Here is a 17,789-nt window from a genome sequence, read left to right as displayed (position 1 = left end):
GGGGACGGCCCCGGCGGCGCCATCGGGGGAGCCGCCGAAGCCGTGACCGTCCGGACATGCCGAAGGCGAAGGCTCGGGGGACGTCCGACGGCCGGGGGGACCGGTCGGGCAGAGCCTGTCGCGTCGAGCGACCGGACGGTGAGGAGGGGCCGGGCATCCGCCCGGCCCCTCTCGCGTCGGCCGGGGCATCCCGGCCAATCCCCCGGCCCCACTTGGCCGGAATGTCACGCAACCGTCGAACTGACGTTCTCGATCGCAGAGGCTGGGACGGCACGCACGCCCCTGTCCGCACAAGGAGTCGCCATGTCCCGCACCGCACGCTTCCTGGCCGGAGCCTTCATCGCCGCGCTCTTCGCCGCCGGCACGGCGACCCCGGCCCTGGCGGACTTCCACGCCACGGGCACCGGGCCCCAGGACTTCCACGCCACGGGCACCGGCCCCCAGGACTTCCACGCGACCTGACCGGGCCGCCGGCGCCCGCCGCCGTTACCCCCGCGCGTACGTCCCCAGCCCCACCAGGCAGTAGACGTACTCGTTCACCGTCGCCCCGTTGATCGTGTAGCGGTGCGAGAAGGCGTACTGCGTCTTCGGGTTGGCGTTGCAGCGGTTCAGGTCCGAGGTGAGCGGGAACGTCTGGATCACCCGGTAGTGCGCGTCCGAGGCCGAGCAGGAGACCTCGTCGATGTCGCTCACGCTCTGCGCCGTCGTCGAGTCGGGGAGCGTGCCGTTGAGGCAGGTGCCCTTCGTGTACGGGTCCGGCGGGGCCTCCGTCGTCGCCGTGGGGGCCGGGGCGGTCGTCGGGAACGGGGACGGGGTCGTCGTGGTGGCGGCGGGCGGCGAGCCCGCCGTCGGGGTCTCGTCGTCGCCGTCGCTCGTGAGGACGAGCGCCGCGACCACCGCGCCGATCACGCCCAGCGCCACGAGGCAGCCCCAGGGACTCGCCTTGCGCGGGGCCTGGGCCGGGCCGGCGACCTGGATGCGCAGGAGCACCGCGCCGGCGCCGACCTGCGCCGGGATCAGGTCGCCGTGGCGGCACGGCGGGATCCGGATGTGCGCGGGTCCGGTCGGCAGCGTGAGGGTGAGGGTCACGCCCGTGGCCGCCTGCTGCGGGGTGAGGGTGATGGGGAGTTCGGGAGACGACACCGGCTGCTCCTGGGGGAGACGAGGGGAAGGGGACGCCGTGCGGTGCGGATTGTTCCCGGCCCGCCCGCCCTGAAGGCGGCGTTCCGCCGGTCAGCGACGATGTTGTGACCTCAGCACCCCCTTGACCACCTTGCCGCTCGCGTTCCTCGGCAGCTCCGCGACGAACTCCACCTCCCTCGGCACCTTGTAGTTCGCCATCTCGCGCCGCGCCCAGGCGATCACGTCGTCCGCCGTGACCCTCGCCGACGGCCTCCGCACCGCGAAGGCCTTGCCGACCTCCCCGAGCCGCGGGTCGGGAACGCCGATGACCGCGACGTCGGCGATGTCCGGGTGCAGGCCGAGGAGCTGCTCGATCTCCGCCGGATAGGCGTTGAAGCCGCCGACGATGAACATGTCCTTGATCCGGTCCGTGATGCGCAGGTTGCCCGCCTCGTCCAGGACCCCGACGTCCCCCGTGTGGAGCCAGCCCTCCGCGTCGACGGCGCGCGCCGTCTCCTCCGGGTCCTCGAAGTAGCCGCTCATCACGTGGTGGCCACGGACCAGCACCTCCCCCGCCGTCGAGAGCCTGACCTCGGTGCCGGGGATCGGGCGGCCGGAGGTGGTCGCGATGACGTCCGCCGGGTCGCCCCTGCGGCACATCGTGACGATGCCGCTCGCCTCGGAGAGTCCGTACGCCGTGAGGACCGTGCCGACGCCCAGCTCGCCGCGCAGGCGCTCCACGAGCCGCAGCGGCACCACGGCCGCGCCGGTGACCACGAGCCGCAGGGCGGAGAGGTCGTACGAGGAGCGGGCCGGGTGGTCCAGGAGCGACTGGTGCAGGGTCGGCGGGCCGGGCAGGACCGAGATGCGCTCGGCGGCGATGTTCGCGAGGGCGGTGTCGACGTTGAAGACGGGCTGCGGCACCATCACCGCCCCGCGCATCAGGCAGGCGATGATCCCGGCCTTGTAGCCGAAGGTGTGGAAGAACGGGTTGACGATCAGATAGCGGTCGCCCTCCCGCAGCCCGGCGAGCTCCGACCAGATTCCGTAGCAGCGCAGCGTCTGCGCGTGCGTGATCACCGCGCCCTTCGGCGCGCCCGTGGTCCCCGAGGTGTAGATGATGTCGGAGGGGTCGGCGGAGTCGATAGCTGCGGCCCGGGCGCGGACCTCCGCCGAGGAGACCGCCTCCCCCTCCGTGAGGAAGTCCTTCCAGGTCGTGTACTCCTCGGGCGCCGCGTCCGCGAGCACCACCACCCGCTCCAGGTACGGGAGTTCGACCCCGGCGCGGCGCAGGGAGGCGACGTACGAGGTGCCCAGGAAGGTCCCGGTGACGAAGAGCAGCTTCGCCCGGGACCGTGAGATGACGTACGCCGCCTCCGTGCCCTTGAAGCGGGTGTTCAGCGGGACGAGGACCGCCCCCGCCGTCACCGCCCCGAGCGCCGAGACGATCCAGTCCAGGGTGTTCGGCGCCCAGATCGCGACCCGGTCGCCGCGCTCCACGCCTGCCGCGAGACAGGCGGCGGCGGCGCGTTCGACGCGCTCGCCCAGCTCCTCGTACGAGACGCGGGTACGGCCGTCGACCACCGCCTCCGCCGCCCCGTACCGTTCGGCCGCCGAGCGTACGAGCCCCGCTATCGAGCCCCATTCCAGGTCGCCGCGCATCGCAGTCCCTTCCGCCGCACCCGTAGCTGACTATCCGTCAGATTAGCTGTACCCTGACGCGCTGTCAGCAGCTCGCGATCGGGGAGGTTGCAGTGCTCAAGGACGCCACGGCCATCGTCGGGATCGGACAGACACCATTCGCGAAACAGCTCCCCGAGTCCGAGAAGACGCTCGCCTGCCGGGCGATCCTCGCGGCACTCGACGACGCCGGCATCGCGCCCTCCGAGGTCGACGCCTTCGCCTCGTACACGATGGAGGAGACCGACGAGGTCGAGGTCGCCAAGGCCATCGGCGCCGGCGACGTCACCTTCTTCTCCAAGGTCGGCTTCGGCGGCGGAGGCTCGTGCGCCACCGTCGGCCATATCGCCGCCGCCGTCGCCACCGGGCAGGCGAGCGTCGGGGTGGCCTGGCGGTCACGCAAGCGCGGCAGCGGCCCCCGGCCGTGGAAGAACACCGCCGTGCAGCTGCCCACCCCCGGCCAGTGGACCCGTCCCTTCGGGCTCCTGCGGCCCTCCGACGAGATCGGCATGCTCGCCCGCCGCTACATGCACGAGTACGGCGCGACCCGCGACCACCTCTTCAACGTCGCCCTCGCCTGCCGCAACCGCGCCAACCAGAACCCGGCCGCGATCATGTACGAGCGCCCGCTGACCCGCGAGATGTACATGACCGCGCGCTGGATCAGCGAACCGCTCTGCCTCTTCGACAACTGCCTGGAGACCGACGGCGCGTTGGCGTGCGTGATCGTCAGCGCCGAGCGGGCCCGCGACTGCCGCCAGAAGCCCGTGTACGTCCACTCCGCCGCCCAGGGCCTGCCCTCCCAGCACCACGGGATGGTCAACTACTGGAACGACGACCCGCTCACCGGACCCGCCTGGACCGCCGCCCGGCACCTCTGGAAGCAGGCCGACTTCGGGCCCCAGGACGTCGATGTCGCCCAGATCTACGACGCGTTCACCCCGCTCATCCCGCTCTCCCTGGAGGGGTACGGCTTCTGCGACCGCGGCGAGGGCGCCGCGTTCACCGAGGGCGGCGCCCTGGAGATCGGCGGCCGGCTGCCCATCAACACCGGCGGCGGCGGACTCAGCGAGGCGTACGTCCACGGCTTCAACCTCATCAACGAGGGTGTGAAGCAGCTCCGCGGCACCTCCACCGCCCAGGTCCCGGACGCTGCCACCTGCCTGGTCACCGCGGGCGAGGGCGTCCCCACATCGGCCATCCTGCTTCGAGCCTGAGGAGTTGAGTCCCACCATGCTGACGCCTGTCGTGGACGAGGACGGCGCCCCCTTCTGGGAGTACGCCGCCCGGGGCGAACTGAGGATCCAGGGCTGCGCCGACTGCGGCGAGCTGCGCTTCCCGCCCCGGCCCTGCTGCCCGCACTGCCAGTCCTTCGCCGCGGAGTGGCGGCTGATGTCGGGACGCGGCCGGATCTGGTCGTACGTCCTGCCCCACCCGCCGCTCCTGCCCGACTACGCCGCCCAGGCCCCGTACAACGCCGTGGTGGTCGAGCTCGTCGACGCCCCGCGCATCCGGCTCGTCGGCAACGTCGTCGCCACCCCCGGCGCGGCGCTCGACTCGGTCGACCCGGCCCGGCTCCGGATCGGGGCGGGCGTGCGGGTCGCGTTCACCCAGATCGACGGCATGGCAGTGCCCCGCTGGCTCCTGGAGCGCGGATGACCCTCACCGTCGTACGCGACAAGGAGACGGGCGTCGCGGTCGTCACCCTCGACCGGGCCGAGAAGCACAACGCCATCACCCTGGACATGGCGCGCCGACTGGCCGACACCTGGCGGGAGTTCAGGTACGAGGACGAGGTGCGGGCGGTCGTCGTCACCGGCGCGGGCACCCGGGCCTTCTGCACCGGCATCGACCGCTCGGCCGAGGTCCCCCAGCCCTCGTCCCCGTACACGATCGACGATCCGCTCGTCGCCGTCGGGCCCAAGGCCAACGACCTGTGGAAGCCGGTGGTCGCCGCCGTGGAGGGTATGGCCTGCGGCGGGGCGTTCTACCTGCTCGGCGAGGCGGAGTTCCTCGTCGCCGGGGAGGACGCGACCTTCTTCGACCCGCACACCGCCTACGGGATGGTCAGCGCCTTCGAGACCATCCACATGGCGCAGAAGATGCCGTTCGGGGAGGTCGCTCGGATGGCCCTGATGGGCACGGCCGAGCGGATCTCGGCCCGCCGGGCGTACGAGACGGGGCTCGTCTCGGAGCTGACGGAGCCCGGCGGGGCGCTGGACGCCGCCCGCCGGGCCGCCGCAGTCATCGCGGCGTACCCGACCGAGGCGGTCCAGGGCACGGTCCGCGCCCTGTGGTCGGCCAAGGAGGCCGCCCGCGCCCAGGCCCTCGCCCACGCGCCGCACCTCGTCACGCTGGGGAACCTGCCGCCGGAGCGCCAGGCGGAGCTGTTCACGAGGAGGGCGGCGGGCTTCCGGACGCGCTAGCGGGGATACGTCAGCCGATGGTGCGGTCGGCGTCGACGACGACGCACTGGGTGTACTCGGAGCCGTCACCGGTGCCGGTGTACGGGGTCGTCGCCTCGGCCGGCGCCGAGGCGCCGCCCTCGACGCGGACGTCGTCGACCTTGGCCATCGCGATGCTGGCGCTCGGGTCGCCCTTGAACTGCAGGGAGACGTCGTAGAGGTACGCCGAGGAGTCGCTGTTGGTGATCGTCACCTTGGCGACCAGGTTCTTGCGGTCGTCGCTGAGCTTGCACTCGTCGATGCGGACGTCGCGCTGTGCCTTGTCCCGCGACGAGCCCCCGACGCCGCCGGTGGTCACGCCACCGCTGCTGGAGCTGTTGCTGTCGGAGCCGCCGCTGGAGCTGCTGTTGCTTCCCGAGCTGCTGGAGCCGCCGCCGGAGCAGCTGCCGCCGTGGGAGCCGCGGGCGCCGGTGAGCGCGACCAGAGCGATACCGAAGACGGCGATGGCACGGACATGACGAAGCTTCACGCTTCAACCCCCGTTGAATGTGCGATGTGCGAATGAGCGGATGCGCCCGCCTTGACGGGCGCACGTCACCCTACTGGACGGAGAGGCCCGCGATTTCACACGTCCGGACCCGGTCGACCGCGCTCGGCGACTCCATCGCGATGTCGAAGACCTTGCTCTCCCCCGGCCCCACGGTGACGTCCTCGGACGCCTCGTCCCGCTTCATGCCGCCCGCGTCCTGGAACTCCAGCTCAACGCGGAAGGTCTCCGTCACCGAGGCCCGCGAGGTGATCCGGACACTGGCGGTGGTGTCCGCCTTCCGGGCCGGCCGGCCTTTGCGCTTCTTCTGCGCGAACTTCACACAATCCACCACCGTCACCTCCGCCGGAACGGCGGACGAGGTGACCGTCGGGGACGGCGCGGAGTCGGTCGGGTAGGCATCGGAGCCGCCGGAGCCGCTGCTGTCACCGCTGCTCAGGTCGTGGTCGTAGTCGTAGTCGTTGTTCTTCTTCTTGGAGCTGGAGCAGCCGCCGCCGCTCGAACTGCCACGGCTCTTGCCGCCGCTGCCGCCGCTGCTCTTGCCCGTCTGGAAGCCGGTCAGCGCCAGCACGACCACCACGAGCACCGCCGAGAACCGCAGTCGTCGCCCTGCCCTCACCGCGCCCCGCCCTTCCGCATTTCTGTCGTGTCCCTGTCTTGTGCGGGCCACCCTAGCGCCGCGTGGCGGGGCCCCCGCACCCGGCGTAGCGTCGACAGCGAGAGCCGGACCGTGAGGAGGCCGATCGATGGTTCGTAACGTCATCGGCTCGGTTCTGGCCCTCGCCGGAGCGACGGCCGCCGTCTGGAGCCCCTTCCGTGCCTGGTACGACGGCCGTCACGGCAGCGAATACCGCATCCAGGACCTGTTCGGCGGCATCACCGACGCCAAGGCGGACGTGATCGGTTCGATCCTGCTGCCGTTCGCCTTCGCGGCCGTGGTCACCCTCGTCGGCGTGGTCTTCCGCTCCCGCCTGCTCGTGGCGCTCGCCGGGCTGACCGTGCTGGGCTTCACCATCCTGTGGATGGTCCGCGTCGGCCAGGCCGAGGGCGGCCTGACGATCACCGCCGACGGTACGGGGCTCGGCGACGGCGTCGCGAACGCCCTCGGCGGCGGGGTCCTGCTCCTCCTGGCGGCCCTCGTCATGTCCGGCCGCCGGGCCCCCAGTCGGAGCCTGCCCCTCGGCGGGCCGGAGCCCGGACGCCACACGGAACCATGGCAGCAGCCGACGGATCACATGCCGCCCGGCGGGCCCGTGGGTCCCGACCAGCCGACGCAGCCCGGCCACCCGATGCCGGACGACCCCTACGGCGCGCCCACCCGGACCATGGACGTCCCGCCCTGGGACCAGGACCCGGGGCAGCAGCCGCCGCCCAGCCACCGCGCCTGACGCTGACGCCCCGACCCGGCACTCCCCCGACCCGCGACGCCCCGGCCCGCGGGCCGGGGGAGCGGGCTCAGGCCTCGCGTGCTCAGGCCTCGCGGGCTCAGGTCCTGGGTGCCGCCGCCCCGCGGCCGGTCGCCGTGCCCTTCACCGCGTCCAGCGCGTACACGCACCGGTCCTTGCTGCACGCGTACACGACCCCGCCCCGCGCCACCGGCGAGCCGGTGATCTCGCCGCCGGTCGCGAGCTTCCAGCGCAGCTGGCCGCCCGTCGCGTCCAGCGTGTACAGGACGTGGTCCGCCGAGCCGAAGTGCACCCGGCCGTCGGCGACGACCGGCGTACCGGTCAGCTCGCCGCCCGCCGCGAACCGCCACTTCGGCGTGCCGGTGACGGCGTCGAGCGTGTACAGCGCGCTGCCGCTGCCCACGTGGACGTTGCCGTCGACGACCAGGACCGGCTCGGGCGACTGGCGCGACTCGGTCGCGATCCGCCAGCGGTCCTGGCCGGTGGTCGCGTCCAGCGCGTACACCGTCCCGAGGTAGTCGGCGAGGTAGACCCCGCCGCCCGTGACGGCGGGACCGGGCGCGAAGGCCGGCGGCGAGAGGAAGACGGCGGGCGCCTCGAAGTGCCAGCGGACGCGCCCGCCCGCGATGTCGATCGAGAGGACCCGCGTCCCGGCGGCGACGTACACGCAGCCGTCCTCCGCCGGAGTCACCCGCACCGGCACGTTGCCGCACGAGGCGGCGTCGCCGACCGGGTACGACCAGCGCTCCGCGCCCGTACGTGCGTCCAGCGCCTGGAGCCGGGCCTCGCGCCACACGTACACCGTGTCGCCGTGCACGGCGGGCCCCGCCTCCGGGGTCTCGAAGTCCGTCTGCGCGCCGGTGATCTCCCACAGCTTGGCGCCGTTGGAGGCCTCCCAGCCCTGGACGCCGCCGCCCCGGGTGCCGGTGACGACCGTGCCCCGGTCGACCTTGAGCGAGTACACCCAGGCGTCCGTCTGGAGCCGCCAGCGCTCGCTGCCGTCGGTCGCGTCGAGCGCGTAGAGCGTCGGTCCGTCGGAGGCGTGGATACGGCCCTGGGCCACCGCCATCGACCAGGCGACGTCCCGCGTCTTGAACTGGCGGCGGCCACTGGCCACGTCCAGGGCGTGCACCTCGAAGGAGGTCACGTAGAGCAGGTCGCCGGCGACGACCGGGGTGCCCCAGACGTCGTTCGACATCCGGAAGCGCCAGGGCCGCCAGTGCGCGGGCTCGGGCGCCGCCTCCGCCGCCGGTGCCGGTACGGGGAGCGGGCGGGCGCCCGGCGGCGGGCCGGGCTCGGCGCCGTTCGCACCGCCGCCGGGCGGGCGGATCCAGCCGGTGGCGGTGTCCGAGACCTGGCCGATCGCGGCGCGGGTGTCGGCGACCCGGGGGCCGGGGCCGATCGGGACGGCGGCTCCGGCCAGCCGTACGGGACCGGAGGACTCGGCCGGGGCGGCGTGCCGCCCGCCGCCGGGGCGCGGGTCGGCGCCGGGGCGCGGGTCGGCGCCCCACTCCGGCGCCTGGCGGGGCGGTCGCGGCGGCGCGGGCGGGGCGGCCGGGGGCGGCGGGGTGCTCGGACGGCCGCCGCGGCGCGTCTCGATCATGGCGGTCGCTGACTGCGGCAGCCACGCCGACGCCGTACCGCTGTCGTCACTGCCCGGGCCGAAGAGATGGGGCGCGAGCTGGGCCTGCAGGTCGGCCGGGGAGGGACGGCGCGAGACGTCCATCTGCATACAGGAGTCGATCAGCGGACGCAGCTCGTCGGGAAGCCCTTCCAGGTCCGGGCCCTCCCTGAGCAGCATGAACACCGTCTCGACGGGGTTGGCACCGTGGAAGGGGGCGTGGCCGGTGGCGGCGAAGACCAGCATCGAGCCCAGCGAGAAGACGTCGCTGGCGCCGGTGACGCTGCGCGAGTCGCGGGCCTGCTCGGGCGACATGTACGCGGGCGTGCCGACGGCGACGTTGGTCATGGTCAGCCGGGTGTTGGAGACCCCGGAGGCGATACCGAAGTCGATCACCCGGGGGCCGTCCTCGACGACGAGGACGTTGGACGGCTTCAGGTCGCGGTGGACCAGGCCCGCGCCGTGGATGGACTGCAGGGCCTCGGCGACCCCGGCGGCCAGCCAGCGCACGGCCTGGGCCGGCAGCGGCCCGCACTCGTTCACTATCTCTTCGAGGGAGGGAGCGGGGACGTAGGCGGTGGCGAGCCACGGCACGGCGGCCCGGGGGTCGGCATCGACGACGGCGGCCGTGTAGAAGCCGGAGACGGCCCGCGCGGCCTCGACCTCACGGGTGAAACGGACGCGGAACAGCTGGTCCTCGGCGAGCTCGGTCCGCACGGTCTTGATCGCCACACGCCGCCCCGACGCCGAGCGCGCGAGATAGACGAGACCCATGCCGCCGGCACCGAGCCGTCCCAGCACCTCGAAGGGCCCGATCCGTCTCGGGTCGTGCTGCGTCAGCTGCTCCACTTGCCTGCCACCTCCCCGTACGGGCCATGAGAATACGGCCCCGTGGCCCTGATTCTTCCTGTCCGGGGCGACGGTTGCGAACCCGGGGGCGGATCGGGGTGTCTCAGTGCATATCGTCGGACGCGGAGGTAGCACTTTCAGCCGATTCGGCGGATTCGTCGTCCCCCGAACGGGTCGGCGGCCCGTTCGCGGGTTCGGGCGAGGGCTCCGCGAGGATCGCGAAGCGGGCGCCCTGGTTGTCGCGGAGGACGGCGATGCGGCCGTGCGGGGTGTCGAAGGGCGGGTTGGTGACCCGGCCGCCGAGCTCGACGGCGGTCGCGCAGGCCGCGTCGCAGTCCGCCACGGCGAAGTAGAGGAGGACATGTCCCGGCATCTCGGCGGGGAACGCCTCCGTGAGGACGGCCCGGCCGCCGAAGGCGGTGTCGTCCCCGGGGCGGGAGCCGGGCGGGGACCAGACGCGGTAGTCGAAGCCGCCCTCCCTGCCCTCCTCGTCCGCGTCCACCTGGCGGCCGAGGTAGCCGAAGACGGAGGCGTAGAAGGTGTCGACCGCGCCCGGCTCCCTCGTATAGACCTCCATCCAGCAGAAGGAGCCGGGGAGCATCGTCTTCTCGAAGCCTTCGTCGTCACCGGCCTGCCGGAGCCCGAAGACGGCGCCGCCGGGGTCGGCGGCGAGCGCAAGGACTCCGAAGGGACCCACCGGGTACGGCTCCATGATCATCTGGCCGCCGGCCGCCTTGATCCGGGCCGCGAGCGTGCCCGCGTTCTCGGTGGCAAGGAAGACGGTCCAGGTGGTGGGCATCCTGCCGTCCCGCTTCGGTACGAGTCCGGCGACGCGCCTGCCTTCGCTGAGGGCCTCGTCGCGGTCGGGGTCGAAGGTCCAGCCGAAGAGCTCGCCGTAGAACCGCTTGCCCGCCTCGAGGTCGGGGAGCTGCGCCTCCACCCAGCACGGGGTGCCCTCTGTGAATACGGCCATGGCTCCACGCTAGGCCGGGGGCACCCGCCTCGCACGCCCCATAATCGAACATACCGCCATATAGGGAGGCGGCGAACCCGGCGGCCCCTGAGTTGTCCACCGAAGTTGTCCACAGGCTGTTAATAAGCCTTTTCGAATGGAGCTGATCCTTCCGCCGCTCCCGACCTCGGCGGGGAGGGGTGGACGGGGGTGCACCCCATTTGCAGTCGGCCGAATCGCGCGCCGATCACCCCTCGGTAAGCTGACGGCATGACAGGACAAGTACGTACCGTCGACGGCCGCGTGGCCGGACGACGCGGCCAGGCGACGCGGCAGAAGCTGCTCGACTGCCTCAGCGAGATGCTCAGCTCCTCGCCGTACCGGGACGTCAAGGTCATCGACGTGGCCCGGAAGGCGGGCACTTCACCCGCGACGTTCTACCAGTACTTCCCCGACGTCGAGGGCGCCGTCCTCGAGATCGCGGAGGAAATGGCCAAGGAGGGCGCCGCGTTGACCGAGCTGGTCTCCGGCCGCTCCTGGGTCGGCAAGGCCGGCTGGCAGACCTCCGAGGAACTGGTCGAGGGCTTCCTGGACTTCTGGCGCAAGCACGACGCGATCCTGCGGGTCGTGGACCTCGGCGCCGCGGAGGGCGACAAGCGGTTCTACAAGATCCGCATGAAGATCCTGAACTCCGTCACCAACTCCCTCACGGACAGCGTGAAGGAGCTCCAGTCGAAGGGCAAGGTCGACAAGGACGTCAGCCCCGCGGCGATGGCGGGCTCCCTGGTGGCGATGCTGGCCTCGGTGGCCGGCCACCAGAAGGGCTTCCAGACCTGGGGTGTGAAGCAGGCCGAACTGAAGCCGAACCTGGCGCTGTTGGTGCACCTGGGCATCACCGGCAAGAAGCCGACGAAGTAGCTCCGGGCCCGTTTCCCGTCCGTCCTGTCGCGCCGGCGGCGGTCCCCTTCGCGAGACCGCCGCCGGCGTTTCCCTGTCCGGCGACGGGCGGGACCGGGATCGCCGCCGCCCGGGGACCTCCGCCCCGGGACCTCAGCGCCTCGTCAGGCGGAAGAGCCTGATCTCGCGCTCCACCCGCTGCTGGTACGTCGCGTACGGCGGCCAGAAGGCGAGCGCCGCACGCCACGCCTCCGCCCGCTCCTCCCCCGCCAGCAGCTCCGCCCGCACCGGGATCACCTCGCCGCGCCAGCTCACCTCCGCGTCCGGGTGTCTCAGCAGGTTCGCCGTCCAGGCCGGATGCCCGTCGCGCCCGAAGTTCGACCCGATCAGGAGCCAGGTACCGGCGGGCTCCGGCATGCACGCGAGGGGCGTCACACGCGGCTGCCCCGACCTGGCGCCCTTCGCCGTCAGGACCACCCCGGGCAGCATCTGGGCGCTCAGCAGCACCTTTCCGCGCGTCAGCCGGTGCACGGCCCGGTCCATGGCCGGGATGAAGTGCGGGGCGACCTTCGCGAACGTCCTCGTGGACGACACCTTCTGCATCAGACGCAACCCCACGGGCATCAGGCCGCCACCTCTCCGAAGAGGCCCGTCGCCTGGGCCGCCCGCTCGCGCAGCCGGCGCGCGGGCCCGAAGAGCAGCTCGTCGGCCGTGGCCCGCTTGATGTACAGATGCGCCTCGTGCTCCCAGGTGAAGCCGATGCCGCCGTGGAGCTGGATCGTCTCGCCCGCGACCGACCGCAGCGCCTCCAGGGCCGCCGCGAGTGCGAGCGCGCCCGTCGCCGGTTCGCGGGCGGCTCCGTAGGTGAGCGAGCGCGCCGCCTCCACCTGGACGTACAGGTCGGCGATCCGGTGCTTGATCGCCTGGAAGGAGCCGACGGGCCGCCCGAACTGCTCACGGGAGCCGACGTACTCGACCGTGCGGTCCAGGGCGGCCTGGGCCGCGCCGATCGCCTCGGCCGCGAGCGCCGCGGCCGCCGACCGTCCGGTCGCGGCCAGCGTCCCGAGCACGTCGACCGGCTCCTCGCCGAGCAACTCGGCTTCCACATCACGGAGTTGGATCGCCGCCTGGGACCGGGTCGCGTCCAGGGTCGGCTGCCGGGTGCGAACGAGTCCGGCCGCCTCCCCGCGGACGAGGAAGAGCAGGGTCCGGCTCCGGGCGAAGCCGCCGGCATGGGCGGCCACCACGAGCAGCCCGGCGCTGTGGCCGTCGAGGACCTGGGTCACCTCCCCGTACAGCTGCCATCCCTCGTCCGTGGCCCGCGCCTGGACACCGCCGGCCCGACCGCCGCCCGCGACCCAGGACCGGTTGTCGCCCGTCAGGCCGAGGGCGAGCGCCAGTGAGGCGCCGGGGACGGCGAGTGCGCAGGCCAGGGAGCCGTCGGCGATGCGCGGCAGCAGCTCGGCGCGCTGCCGCGCGGTGCCGAGGGCGCGGATCGCCGGGGCGGCGAGCAGGGCGGTGGCGAGGAGGGGGGAGGGGGCCAGCGCCCGGCCGGTCTCCTCGCAGGCGAGGGCGAGTTCGGCGGGGCCGCAGCCGACGCCTCCGTACTCCTCGGGCAGGGCGAGCCCGGGCAGACCCAGGGCGCCGGACATCCGGCCCCACAGGTCGGTGTCGTACCCCTCGGGGGTCGCGACGGCGGCGCGGACCTCGGCGGGTCCGGAGCGTTTGGCGAGCAGTTCGCGCAAGGTGCGGCGGATCTCGTCCTGCTCCGCGGTGAAGGCGGCGTCCATGGAGCTCCCCTCCGTATCTGACGGCCCGTCATGCTAGGGCGCCCGGAGGAAGAAACCCAGAGCCTGGAGGGACACGATGTTCGGCGGGGCCCCTCAGCAGACGTCGCCCGGCGCCTTCGCCGTCGCGCGCAGCAGATCCCGTACGAGGGTGAAGTCGACGCGCTCCGGGCGCCGGAACCGCAGGCACCCCTTGCCCATGTCCTGGTCCGCGAGCCGCTCCTCGAAGCCCTCCCGGACGTCCGGCCGCATCAGATAGAAGAAGATGTACTGCTTCTGCGAGGCGAAGGCGATCTCCGGCTCGCCGCCCGACCGCCGGTAGACGGGCATGCCGTAGGCCATGGCCTCCTCGAAGCCGTGGAGTTCGGTGCGGCAGAGCTCGCGCAGGCGCACGAGGGCCGTCAGACGGTCCGGCTCCACGATCTCGGCCAGGTAGGTGTCGACGTCTTCGGCCGTACTCCTCGGCATCGGATTCTCCCTATCTGATGTACCGTCAGATTCATGCCCACCACTTCACGGAACCGCGCCGGGCGCCGCGTCGCCGTCGTCGGCATATCCCTCTCCGACTGCGGCCGGGTCGACGAGGCCACTCCCTACACTCTGCACGCCCAGGCGGCGCGCCGCGCCCTCGCGGACAGCGGACTCGACCGCTCGGTGATCGACGGTCTCGCCTCGGCGGGGCTCGGCACCCTCGCGCCGGTCGAGGTCGCCGAGTACCTGGGCCTGCGCCCCCGCTGGGTGGACTCGACCGCCGTGGGCGGCGCCACCTGGGAGGTCATGGCCGCCCACGCGGCCGACGCCATCGCCGCGGGCCACGCCAACGCCGTCCTGCTCGTCTACGGTTCGACCGCCCGCGCCGACATCAAGGCCCGGCGGCGCACGTCGAACCTCTCCTTCGGGGCGCGTGGGCCCTTGCAGTTCGAGGTCCCCTACGGCCACACCCTGATCGCCAAGTACGCGATGGCGGCCCGCCGCCATATGCACCAGTACGGGACGACCCTGGAGCAGCTCGCCGAGGTCGCCGTCCAGGCGCGGGCGAACGCCGCGCTCAACCCGGAGGCGATGTTCCGCGAGCCCGTCACGGTCGACGAGGTGCTCGGCGGCCCGATGATCGCCGACCCGTTCACCAAGCTCCACTGCTGCATCCGCAGCGACGGCGGCTGCGCGGTGCTGCTCGCCGCCGAGGAGTACGTACCGGACACGGCGAAGGCGCCGGTGTGGGTCCTCGGCACGGGCGAGCACGTCTCGCACACCACGATGTCGGAGTGGGAGGACTTCACGGTCTCCCCGGCCGCGGTGAGCGGCCGGCTCGCGTTCGAGCGGGCCGGGGTGCGGCCGGAGGACGTCGATCTCGCGGAGATCTACGACGCCTTCACGTACATGACGCTGGTGACGCTGGAGGACCTGGGCTTCTGCGCGAAGGGCGAGGGCGGCCCGTTCGTCGAGGAGAAGGACCGGCTGCCGGTGAACACGGACGGCGGCGGGCTCTCGGCCTGCCACCCGGGGATGCGGGGACTGTTCCTGCTGGTGGAGGCGGTACGGCAGCTGCGCGGGGAGGCGCCGGGACTCCAGGTGCGCCGGCCGGACGGGAGCCTGCCGGAGCTGGCGGTGGCGTCGGGGACGGGGGGCTGGTTCTGCTCGTCGGGAACGGTGGTGCTCGGCCGGGGCTGAGGCCGGGTCGCACCGCCGCCCCGGATCTATACATTCGTCATAGACAAGCGTGTAGGACATCCGTATAGTCATGGGTGCGGGCCCGCCAAGGCCCCGCACCCACACGACGAGGAGTCCCGCCATGACGCACACGCCCGCGAACAAGACGGTCCTCATCTCCGGCGCCTCCGTCGCCGGACCGGCCCTGGCCCTCCAGCTCCACCGCCACGGCTTCACCCCGACCGTGGTCGAAAGCGCCCCCGAACTCCGCACCGGCGGCTACAAGGTCGACATCCGCGGCACCGCCGTCGAGGTCTGCCGACGGCTCGGGATCCTCGACGAGATCCGCGCCGCCTCCACGGACATGTCCGGCGGTTCGTACGTCGACGCCAAGGGCCGCACGGTCGGTCAGATGCCCGCGGAGATCTTCGGCGGCCGGGCCGAGCAGGACGACGAGATCATGCGCGGCGACCTCGCCCGGATCCTGTACGAGCGGACCCGCGAGGACGTCGAGTACCTCTTCGGCGACTCGATCGCCGCCCTCCACGACGACGGCGACGGCGTCGACGTCACCTTCGAGAGCGGGGCGCGCCGCCGCTTCGACCTGGTGGTCGGCGCGGACGGCATGCACTCGAACACCCGGCGCCTCGTCTTCGGCGACGAGCGGCGCTTCCGGCGGTACCTGGGCGCGTACATCTCGATCTTCACCGGCCCGAACCGGCTGGGCCTCACCCGCTGGGAGACCTACCACGCCCGCCCGGACAAGCTGGTCTCCGTCTACAGCACGGCGGGCGAGCAGGCGCACACCGCGAAGAACTGCTTCGTCTTCGCCGCGCCCGGGGAGCTCTCCTACGACCACCGGGACCCGGACGCCCAGAAGCGGCTGCTCGCCGACGCCTTCGCGGGTGACGACTGGGAGATCCCTCGGCTGATCGCGGACGCGGCCGGAGCCGACGACTTCTACTTCGACGCCATCGCCCTCATCGAGATGGACCGCTGGTCGAGCGGCCGCGTCGTCCTCCTCGGCGACGCCGCCCACTGCGCCTCCCCCGCCTCGGGCCAGGGCACCGGCCTCGCCCTCACCGGCGCGTACGTCCTCGCGGGCGAACTCGCCGCCGCACACGGCGACCACCGCACGGCCTTCGCGGAGTACGAGCGCGTCATGCGGCCGGGCGTGGAGCTGAACCAGCGGTTCGCGGCCGGCTTCGCGAAGGAGATGACGGTCTCCTCCCGCTGGAAGATCGCCCTGCGCATGCTGATGGTCCGCACGCTCCCCCGCACCCCGTGGAAGAACCTGATCGCGAAGAAGATCCGCGACGACATCCAGCGCGCGGCCCACGCGGTCCCGCTGAAGGAGTACGAGACCGCGCCGGTCTCCCCCGCTACGGCTTGCGTGCCTCGATGAGGAAGCGGGTCGAATGCGCGACGAACGGGCCCTCCCGCTCGATCCGTTCGTGCAGCTCCCGCAGCCGGTCCCGGTACGCCTCCACCGTGAAGCCGGGCACCATCCAGATCACCTTGCGCAGGAAGTACACGACCGCGCCGATGTCGAAGAACTCCGTCCGCAGCGACTGCGGACGCAGATCGACCACGTCCAGGCCGGCGGCGCGCGCCTGCGCGCTCTCGTCGTCGGGGTGACGGCCCCGCCGCACCTCCTCGGGCTGCGGCCCGAGGAAGAACTCGACCAGCTCGAAGACCGAGGCGGGGCCGACGTGCTGGGCCAGGTACGTCCCGCCGGGACGCAGCACCCGGGCGATCTCGGTCCACCACACGGTCGCCGGATGACGGCTCGTGACCAGGTCGAAGGCCGCGTCCGCGAACGGCAGCGGCGGCTCGTCCGGGTCGGCGACGACCACGACGCCGAGCGGGTGCAGGAGCCGGGTGGCCTTCACGACGTTCGGCGGCCAGGACTCGGTGGCCGCCAGCACCGCGGGCTTCCCCGCACCGGTCCGCAGGGCACCGGCCAGTACCTCGCCGCCGCCGGTCTGGATGTCCAGCGCGGCCGAGGCTCCGGCGACGCGGTCGGCCAGGATCCGCTGGTATCCCCAGGACGGGCGCTCCTCGGTGGCCCGGCCGTCGAGCCAGGAGAAGTCCCAGCCCGCGACGGGCGCCGCCTCGGCCTCACCGATCAGGTCCTCGAAGGAACGTGCCATGCCCCCATCATGATGGACACCATGAACGACTCCCGCTTCGACCACGCCCTCCGCTCGTTGCGCGTCTGGGACACCGAGCTGCCCGGCTTCGACCCCGGGACCGCGCCCGCCGAGCCCCTGCCCCTCTTCCGCGACTGGTTCGTGTCCGCGGCCGACGCCGGGCAGGTCGAGCCGCACACCATGTCGCTCGCGACCGTGGACGAGGCCGGCCGGCCCGACGTCCGTACGGTCATGCTGCACGGCGCCGACGAGCGCGGCTGGCACTTCGCCTCGCACTCCACGAGCGCGAAGGGCCGCCAGCTCGCCGCCCGGCCCGAGGCCGCGCTCGGCTTCTACTGGCCGCGCCAGGCCCGCCAGGTCCGGGTCCGCGGCCGGGTCTCCACGTCCCCGCGGGACGAGGCGTACGCCGATCTGCACGCCCGCACCACCGGGGCGCTGGCCTCGGCCCTGGTGGGCAGGCAGAGCGAGGTGCTGGAGTCGCAGGAGGAGCTGCGCCGGGTGAGCGAGGCCGCCTGGGAGCGGGCGGAGGCGGAGCCGGGCGCCCATGCCGAGAGCTGGACGCTGTACGTCCTGGAGGCGGACGAGGTCGAGTTCTTCCAGGGCGACGAGCGGCGGCGGCACGTCCGGCTGCGCTACCGCCGCGAGGCCGGCGGCTGGGTCACCGAGCTGCTCTGGCCGTGACCGCCGACCGGGGCGCACCATGAGAGGAGGAGGTGCGAG

Annotated in this window: 19 protein-coding genes; 9 read left to right on the top strand and 10 right to left on the bottom strand. The window is 72.9% G+C overall.

From position 1 onward, the window contains the following. Positions 1–303 precede the first annotated feature (303 nt). Positions 304–462, top strand: coding sequence for a hypothetical protein (locus ACF1G2_RS27545; protein WP_391800870.1), 159 nt, complete (start codon positions 304–306; stop codon positions 460–462). Between the two features lie 24 nt (positions 463–486). Here the strand turns inward: ACF1G2_RS27545 and ACF1G2_RS27540 are convergent, their stop codons facing one another. Both ACF1G2_RS27540 and ACF1G2_RS27535 read right to left on the bottom strand, forming a co-directional pair. Next, complete coding sequence (locus tag ACF1G2_RS27540; RefSeq protein WP_391800869.1) at positions 487–1,143, bottom strand: hypothetical protein; 657 nt, start codon at positions 1,141–1,143, stop codon at positions 487–489. Positions 1,144–1,233: 90 nt separating this feature from the next. Continuing rightward, a complete protein-coding gene (locus tag ACF1G2_RS27535) occupies positions 1,234–2,784 on the bottom strand; it encodes a FadD3 family acyl-CoA ligase (protein ID WP_391800868.1) in 1,551 nt (516 codons plus the stop codon). A 92-nt stretch (positions 2,785–2,876) separates the two neighbouring features. On the opposite strand from ACF1G2_RS27535, the gene ACF1G2_RS27530 reads away from it, so the two are divergent. The 3 genes from ACF1G2_RS27530 to ACF1G2_RS27520 are packed head-to-tail and all read left to right on the top strand — an operon-like array spanning position 2,877 to position 5,228. Continuing rightward, positions 2,877–4,019, top strand: coding sequence for a lipid-transfer protein (locus ACF1G2_RS27530; protein WP_391800867.1), 1,143 nt, complete (start codon positions 2,877–2,879; stop codon positions 4,017–4,019). Positions 4,020–4,035: 16 nt separating this feature from the next. After that, the gene (locus ACF1G2_RS27525; protein ID WP_391800866.1) at positions 4,036–4,461 is read left to right on the top strand and encodes a Zn-ribbon domain-containing OB-fold protein; all 426 of its coding nucleotides are present in this window, start codon (positions 4,036–4,038) and stop codon (positions 4,459–4,461) included. Next, positions 4,458–5,228, top strand: a complete 771-nt coding sequence (locus ACF1G2_RS27520; RefSeq protein ID WP_391800865.1) for an enoyl-CoA hydratase/isomerase family protein — start codon at positions 4,458–4,460, stop codon at positions 5,226–5,228. The genes ACF1G2_RS27525 and ACF1G2_RS27520 overlap by 4 nt, the downstream gene beginning before the upstream one ends. Positions 5,229–5,238: 10 nt before the next feature. On the opposite strand, the gene ACF1G2_RS27515 is transcribed toward ACF1G2_RS27520, so the two are convergent. Further along, positions 5,239–5,736, bottom strand: coding sequence for a hypothetical protein (locus tag ACF1G2_RS27515; RefSeq protein ID WP_391800864.1), 498 nt, complete (start codon positions 5,734–5,736; stop codon positions 5,239–5,241). A 70-nt stretch (positions 5,737–5,806) separates the two neighbouring features. Then, positions 5,807–6,373: a hypothetical protein gene (locus tag ACF1G2_RS27510; protein ID WP_391800863.1), complete on the bottom strand. Its 567-nt coding sequence runs from the start codon at positions 6,371–6,373 to the stop codon at positions 5,807–5,809. Between the two features lie 127 nt (positions 6,374–6,500). On the opposite strand from ACF1G2_RS27510, the gene ACF1G2_RS27505 reads away from it, so the two are divergent. Further along, entirely contained in the window at positions 6,501–7,142 is a 642-nt protein-coding gene (locus ACF1G2_RS27505; protein WP_391800862.1) for a hypothetical protein, read from the top strand. 97 nt (positions 7,143–7,239) lie between these two features. Here ACF1G2_RS27505 and ACF1G2_RS27500 read toward each other — a convergent pair whose 3' ends face one another. Both ACF1G2_RS27500 and ACF1G2_RS27495 read right to left on the bottom strand, forming a co-directional pair. Continuing rightward, a complete protein-coding gene (locus ACF1G2_RS27500) occupies positions 7,240–9,630 on the bottom strand; it encodes a PQQ-binding-like beta-propeller repeat protein (protein ID WP_391800861.1) in 2,391 nt (796 codons plus the stop codon). A gap of 103 nt (positions 9,631–9,733) precedes the next feature. Further along, positions 9,734–10,603: a VOC family protein gene (locus ACF1G2_RS27495; RefSeq protein ID WP_391800860.1), complete on the bottom strand. Its 870-nt coding sequence runs from the start codon at positions 10,601–10,603 to the stop codon at positions 9,734–9,736. 249 nt (positions 10,604–10,852) lie between these two features. Between ACF1G2_RS27495 and ACF1G2_RS27490 the strand changes: the two genes are divergently transcribed. After that, positions 10,853–11,500, top strand: a complete 648-nt coding sequence (locus tag ACF1G2_RS27490) for a TetR family transcriptional regulator (protein ID WP_352187108.1) — start codon at positions 10,853–10,855, stop codon at positions 11,498–11,500. Positions 11,501–11,632: 132 nt separating this feature from the next. On the opposite strand, the gene ACF1G2_RS27485 is transcribed toward ACF1G2_RS27490, so the two are convergent. The 3 genes from ACF1G2_RS27485 to ACF1G2_RS27475 all read right to left on the bottom strand — a co-directional run bounded on the left by ACF1G2_RS27485 (position 11,633) and on the right by ACF1G2_RS27475 (position 13,734). After that, a complete protein-coding gene (locus tag ACF1G2_RS27485; RefSeq protein WP_391800859.1) occupies positions 11,633–12,103 on the bottom strand; it encodes a nitroreductase family deazaflavin-dependent oxidoreductase in 471 nt (156 codons plus the stop codon). Then, on the bottom strand, positions 12,103–13,269 hold the full coding sequence (locus ACF1G2_RS27480; RefSeq protein WP_391800858.1) for an acyl-CoA dehydrogenase family protein: 1,167 nt from the start codon (positions 13,267–13,269) through the stop codon (positions 12,103–12,105). Before ACF1G2_RS27480 ends, ACF1G2_RS27485 begins: the two co-directional genes overlap by 1 nt. Positions 13,270–13,362: 93 nt before the next feature. Then, positions 13,363–13,734: an iron chaperone gene (locus ACF1G2_RS27475; RefSeq protein ID WP_391800857.1), complete on the bottom strand. Its 372-nt coding sequence runs from the start codon at positions 13,732–13,734 to the stop codon at positions 13,363–13,365. A gap of 33 nt (positions 13,735–13,767) precedes the next feature. On the opposite strand from ACF1G2_RS27475, the gene ACF1G2_RS27470 reads away from it, so the two are divergent. Both ACF1G2_RS27470 and ACF1G2_RS27465 read left to right on the top strand, forming a co-directional pair. Further along, on the top strand, positions 13,768–14,937 hold the full coding sequence (locus ACF1G2_RS27470; RefSeq protein ID WP_391800856.1) for an acetyl-CoA acetyltransferase: 1,170 nt from the start codon (positions 13,768–13,770) through the stop codon (positions 14,935–14,937). A gap of 121 nt (positions 14,938–15,058) precedes the next feature. Further along, the gene (locus tag ACF1G2_RS27465; protein WP_391800855.1) at positions 15,059–16,321 is read left to right on the top strand and encodes an FAD-dependent monooxygenase; all 1,263 of its coding nucleotides are present in this window, start codon (positions 15,059–15,061) and stop codon (positions 16,319–16,321) included. Here ACF1G2_RS27465 and ACF1G2_RS27460 read toward each other — a convergent pair. After that, entirely contained in the window at positions 16,299–17,069 is a 771-nt protein-coding gene (locus tag ACF1G2_RS27460; RefSeq protein WP_391800854.1) for a methyltransferase domain-containing protein, read from the bottom strand. The two genes, ACF1G2_RS27465 and ACF1G2_RS27460, sit on opposite strands and share 23 nt — an antisense overlap. 21 nt (positions 17,070–17,090) lie before the next feature. On the opposite strand from ACF1G2_RS27460, the gene ACF1G2_RS27455 reads away from it, so the two are divergent. Next, positions 17,091–17,750 carry a pyridoxal 5'-phosphate synthase gene (locus tag ACF1G2_RS27455; protein ID WP_391800853.1) on the top strand — a complete coding sequence of 220 codons (660 nt, stop codon included), beginning with the start codon at positions 17,091–17,093 and terminating at the stop codon, positions 17,748–17,750. The last annotated feature ends 39 nt before the right edge of the window (positions 17,751–17,789 follow it).

The sequence above is a fragment of the Streptomyces sp. NPDC013457 genome (genome assembly GCF_043089925.1).
In the GTDB taxonomy this organism is placed as follows: Bacteria; Actinomycetota; Actinomycetes; order Streptomycetales; family Streptomycetaceae; genus Streptomyces.
The sequence above is the reverse complement of the archived record's forward strand: the minus strand, read 5'-3'. Positions and strand labels throughout refer to the sequence as shown.

Bases quoted from the DNA above. Each gene is read 5' to 3' on its own strand.
- ACF1G2_RS27460 (WP_391800854.1), bottom strand. From the start codon at position 17,069: ATGGCACGTTCCTTCGAGGACCTGATCGGTGAGGCCGAGGCGGCGCCC.
- ACF1G2_RS27545 (WP_391800870.1), top strand. From the start codon at position 304: ATGTCCCGCACCGCACGCTTCCTGGCCGGAGCCTTCATCGCCGCGCTC.
- ACF1G2_RS27485 (WP_391800859.1), bottom strand. From the start codon at position 12,103: ATGCCCGTGGGGTTGCGTCTGATGCAGAAGGTGTCGTCCACGAGGACG.
- ACF1G2_RS27490 (WP_352187108.1), top strand. From the start codon at position 10,853: ATGACAGGACAAGTACGTACCGTCGACGGCCGCGTGGCCGGACGACGC.
- ACF1G2_RS27475 (WP_391800857.1), bottom strand. From the start codon at position 13,734: ATGCCGAGGAGTACGGCCGAAGACGTCGACACCTACCTGGCCGAGATC.
- ACF1G2_RS27465 (WP_391800855.1), top strand. From the start codon at position 15,059: ATGACGCACACGCCCGCGAACAAGACGGTCCTCATCTCCGGCGCCTCC.
- ACF1G2_RS27535 (WP_391800868.1), bottom strand. From the start codon at position 2,784: ATGCGCGGCGACCTGGAATGGGGCTCGATAGCGGGGCTCGTACGCTCG.
- ACF1G2_RS27455 (WP_391800853.1), top strand. From the start codon at position 17,091: ATGAACGACTCCCGCTTCGACCACGCCCTCCGCTCGTTGCGCGTCTGG.
- ACF1G2_RS27525 (WP_391800866.1), top strand. From the start codon at position 4,036: ATGCTGACGCCTGTCGTGGACGAGGACGGCGCCCCCTTCTGGGAGTAC.
- ACF1G2_RS27470 (WP_391800856.1), top strand. From the start codon at position 13,768: ATGCCCACCACTTCACGGAACCGCGCCGGGCGCCGCGTCGCCGTCGTC.
- ACF1G2_RS27520 (WP_391800865.1), top strand. From the start codon at position 4,458: ATGACCCTCACCGTCGTACGCGACAAGGAGACGGGCGTCGCGGTCGTC.
- ACF1G2_RS27495 (WP_391800860.1), bottom strand. From the start codon at position 10,603: ATGGCCGTATTCACAGAGGGCACCCCGTGCTGGGTGGAGGCGCAGCTC.
- ACF1G2_RS27480 (WP_391800858.1), bottom strand. From the start codon at position 13,269: ATGGACGCCGCCTTCACCGCGGAGCAGGACGAGATCCGCCGCACCTTG.
- ACF1G2_RS27505 (WP_391800862.1), top strand. From the start codon at position 6,501: ATGGTTCGTAACGTCATCGGCTCGGTTCTGGCCCTCGCCGGAGCGACG.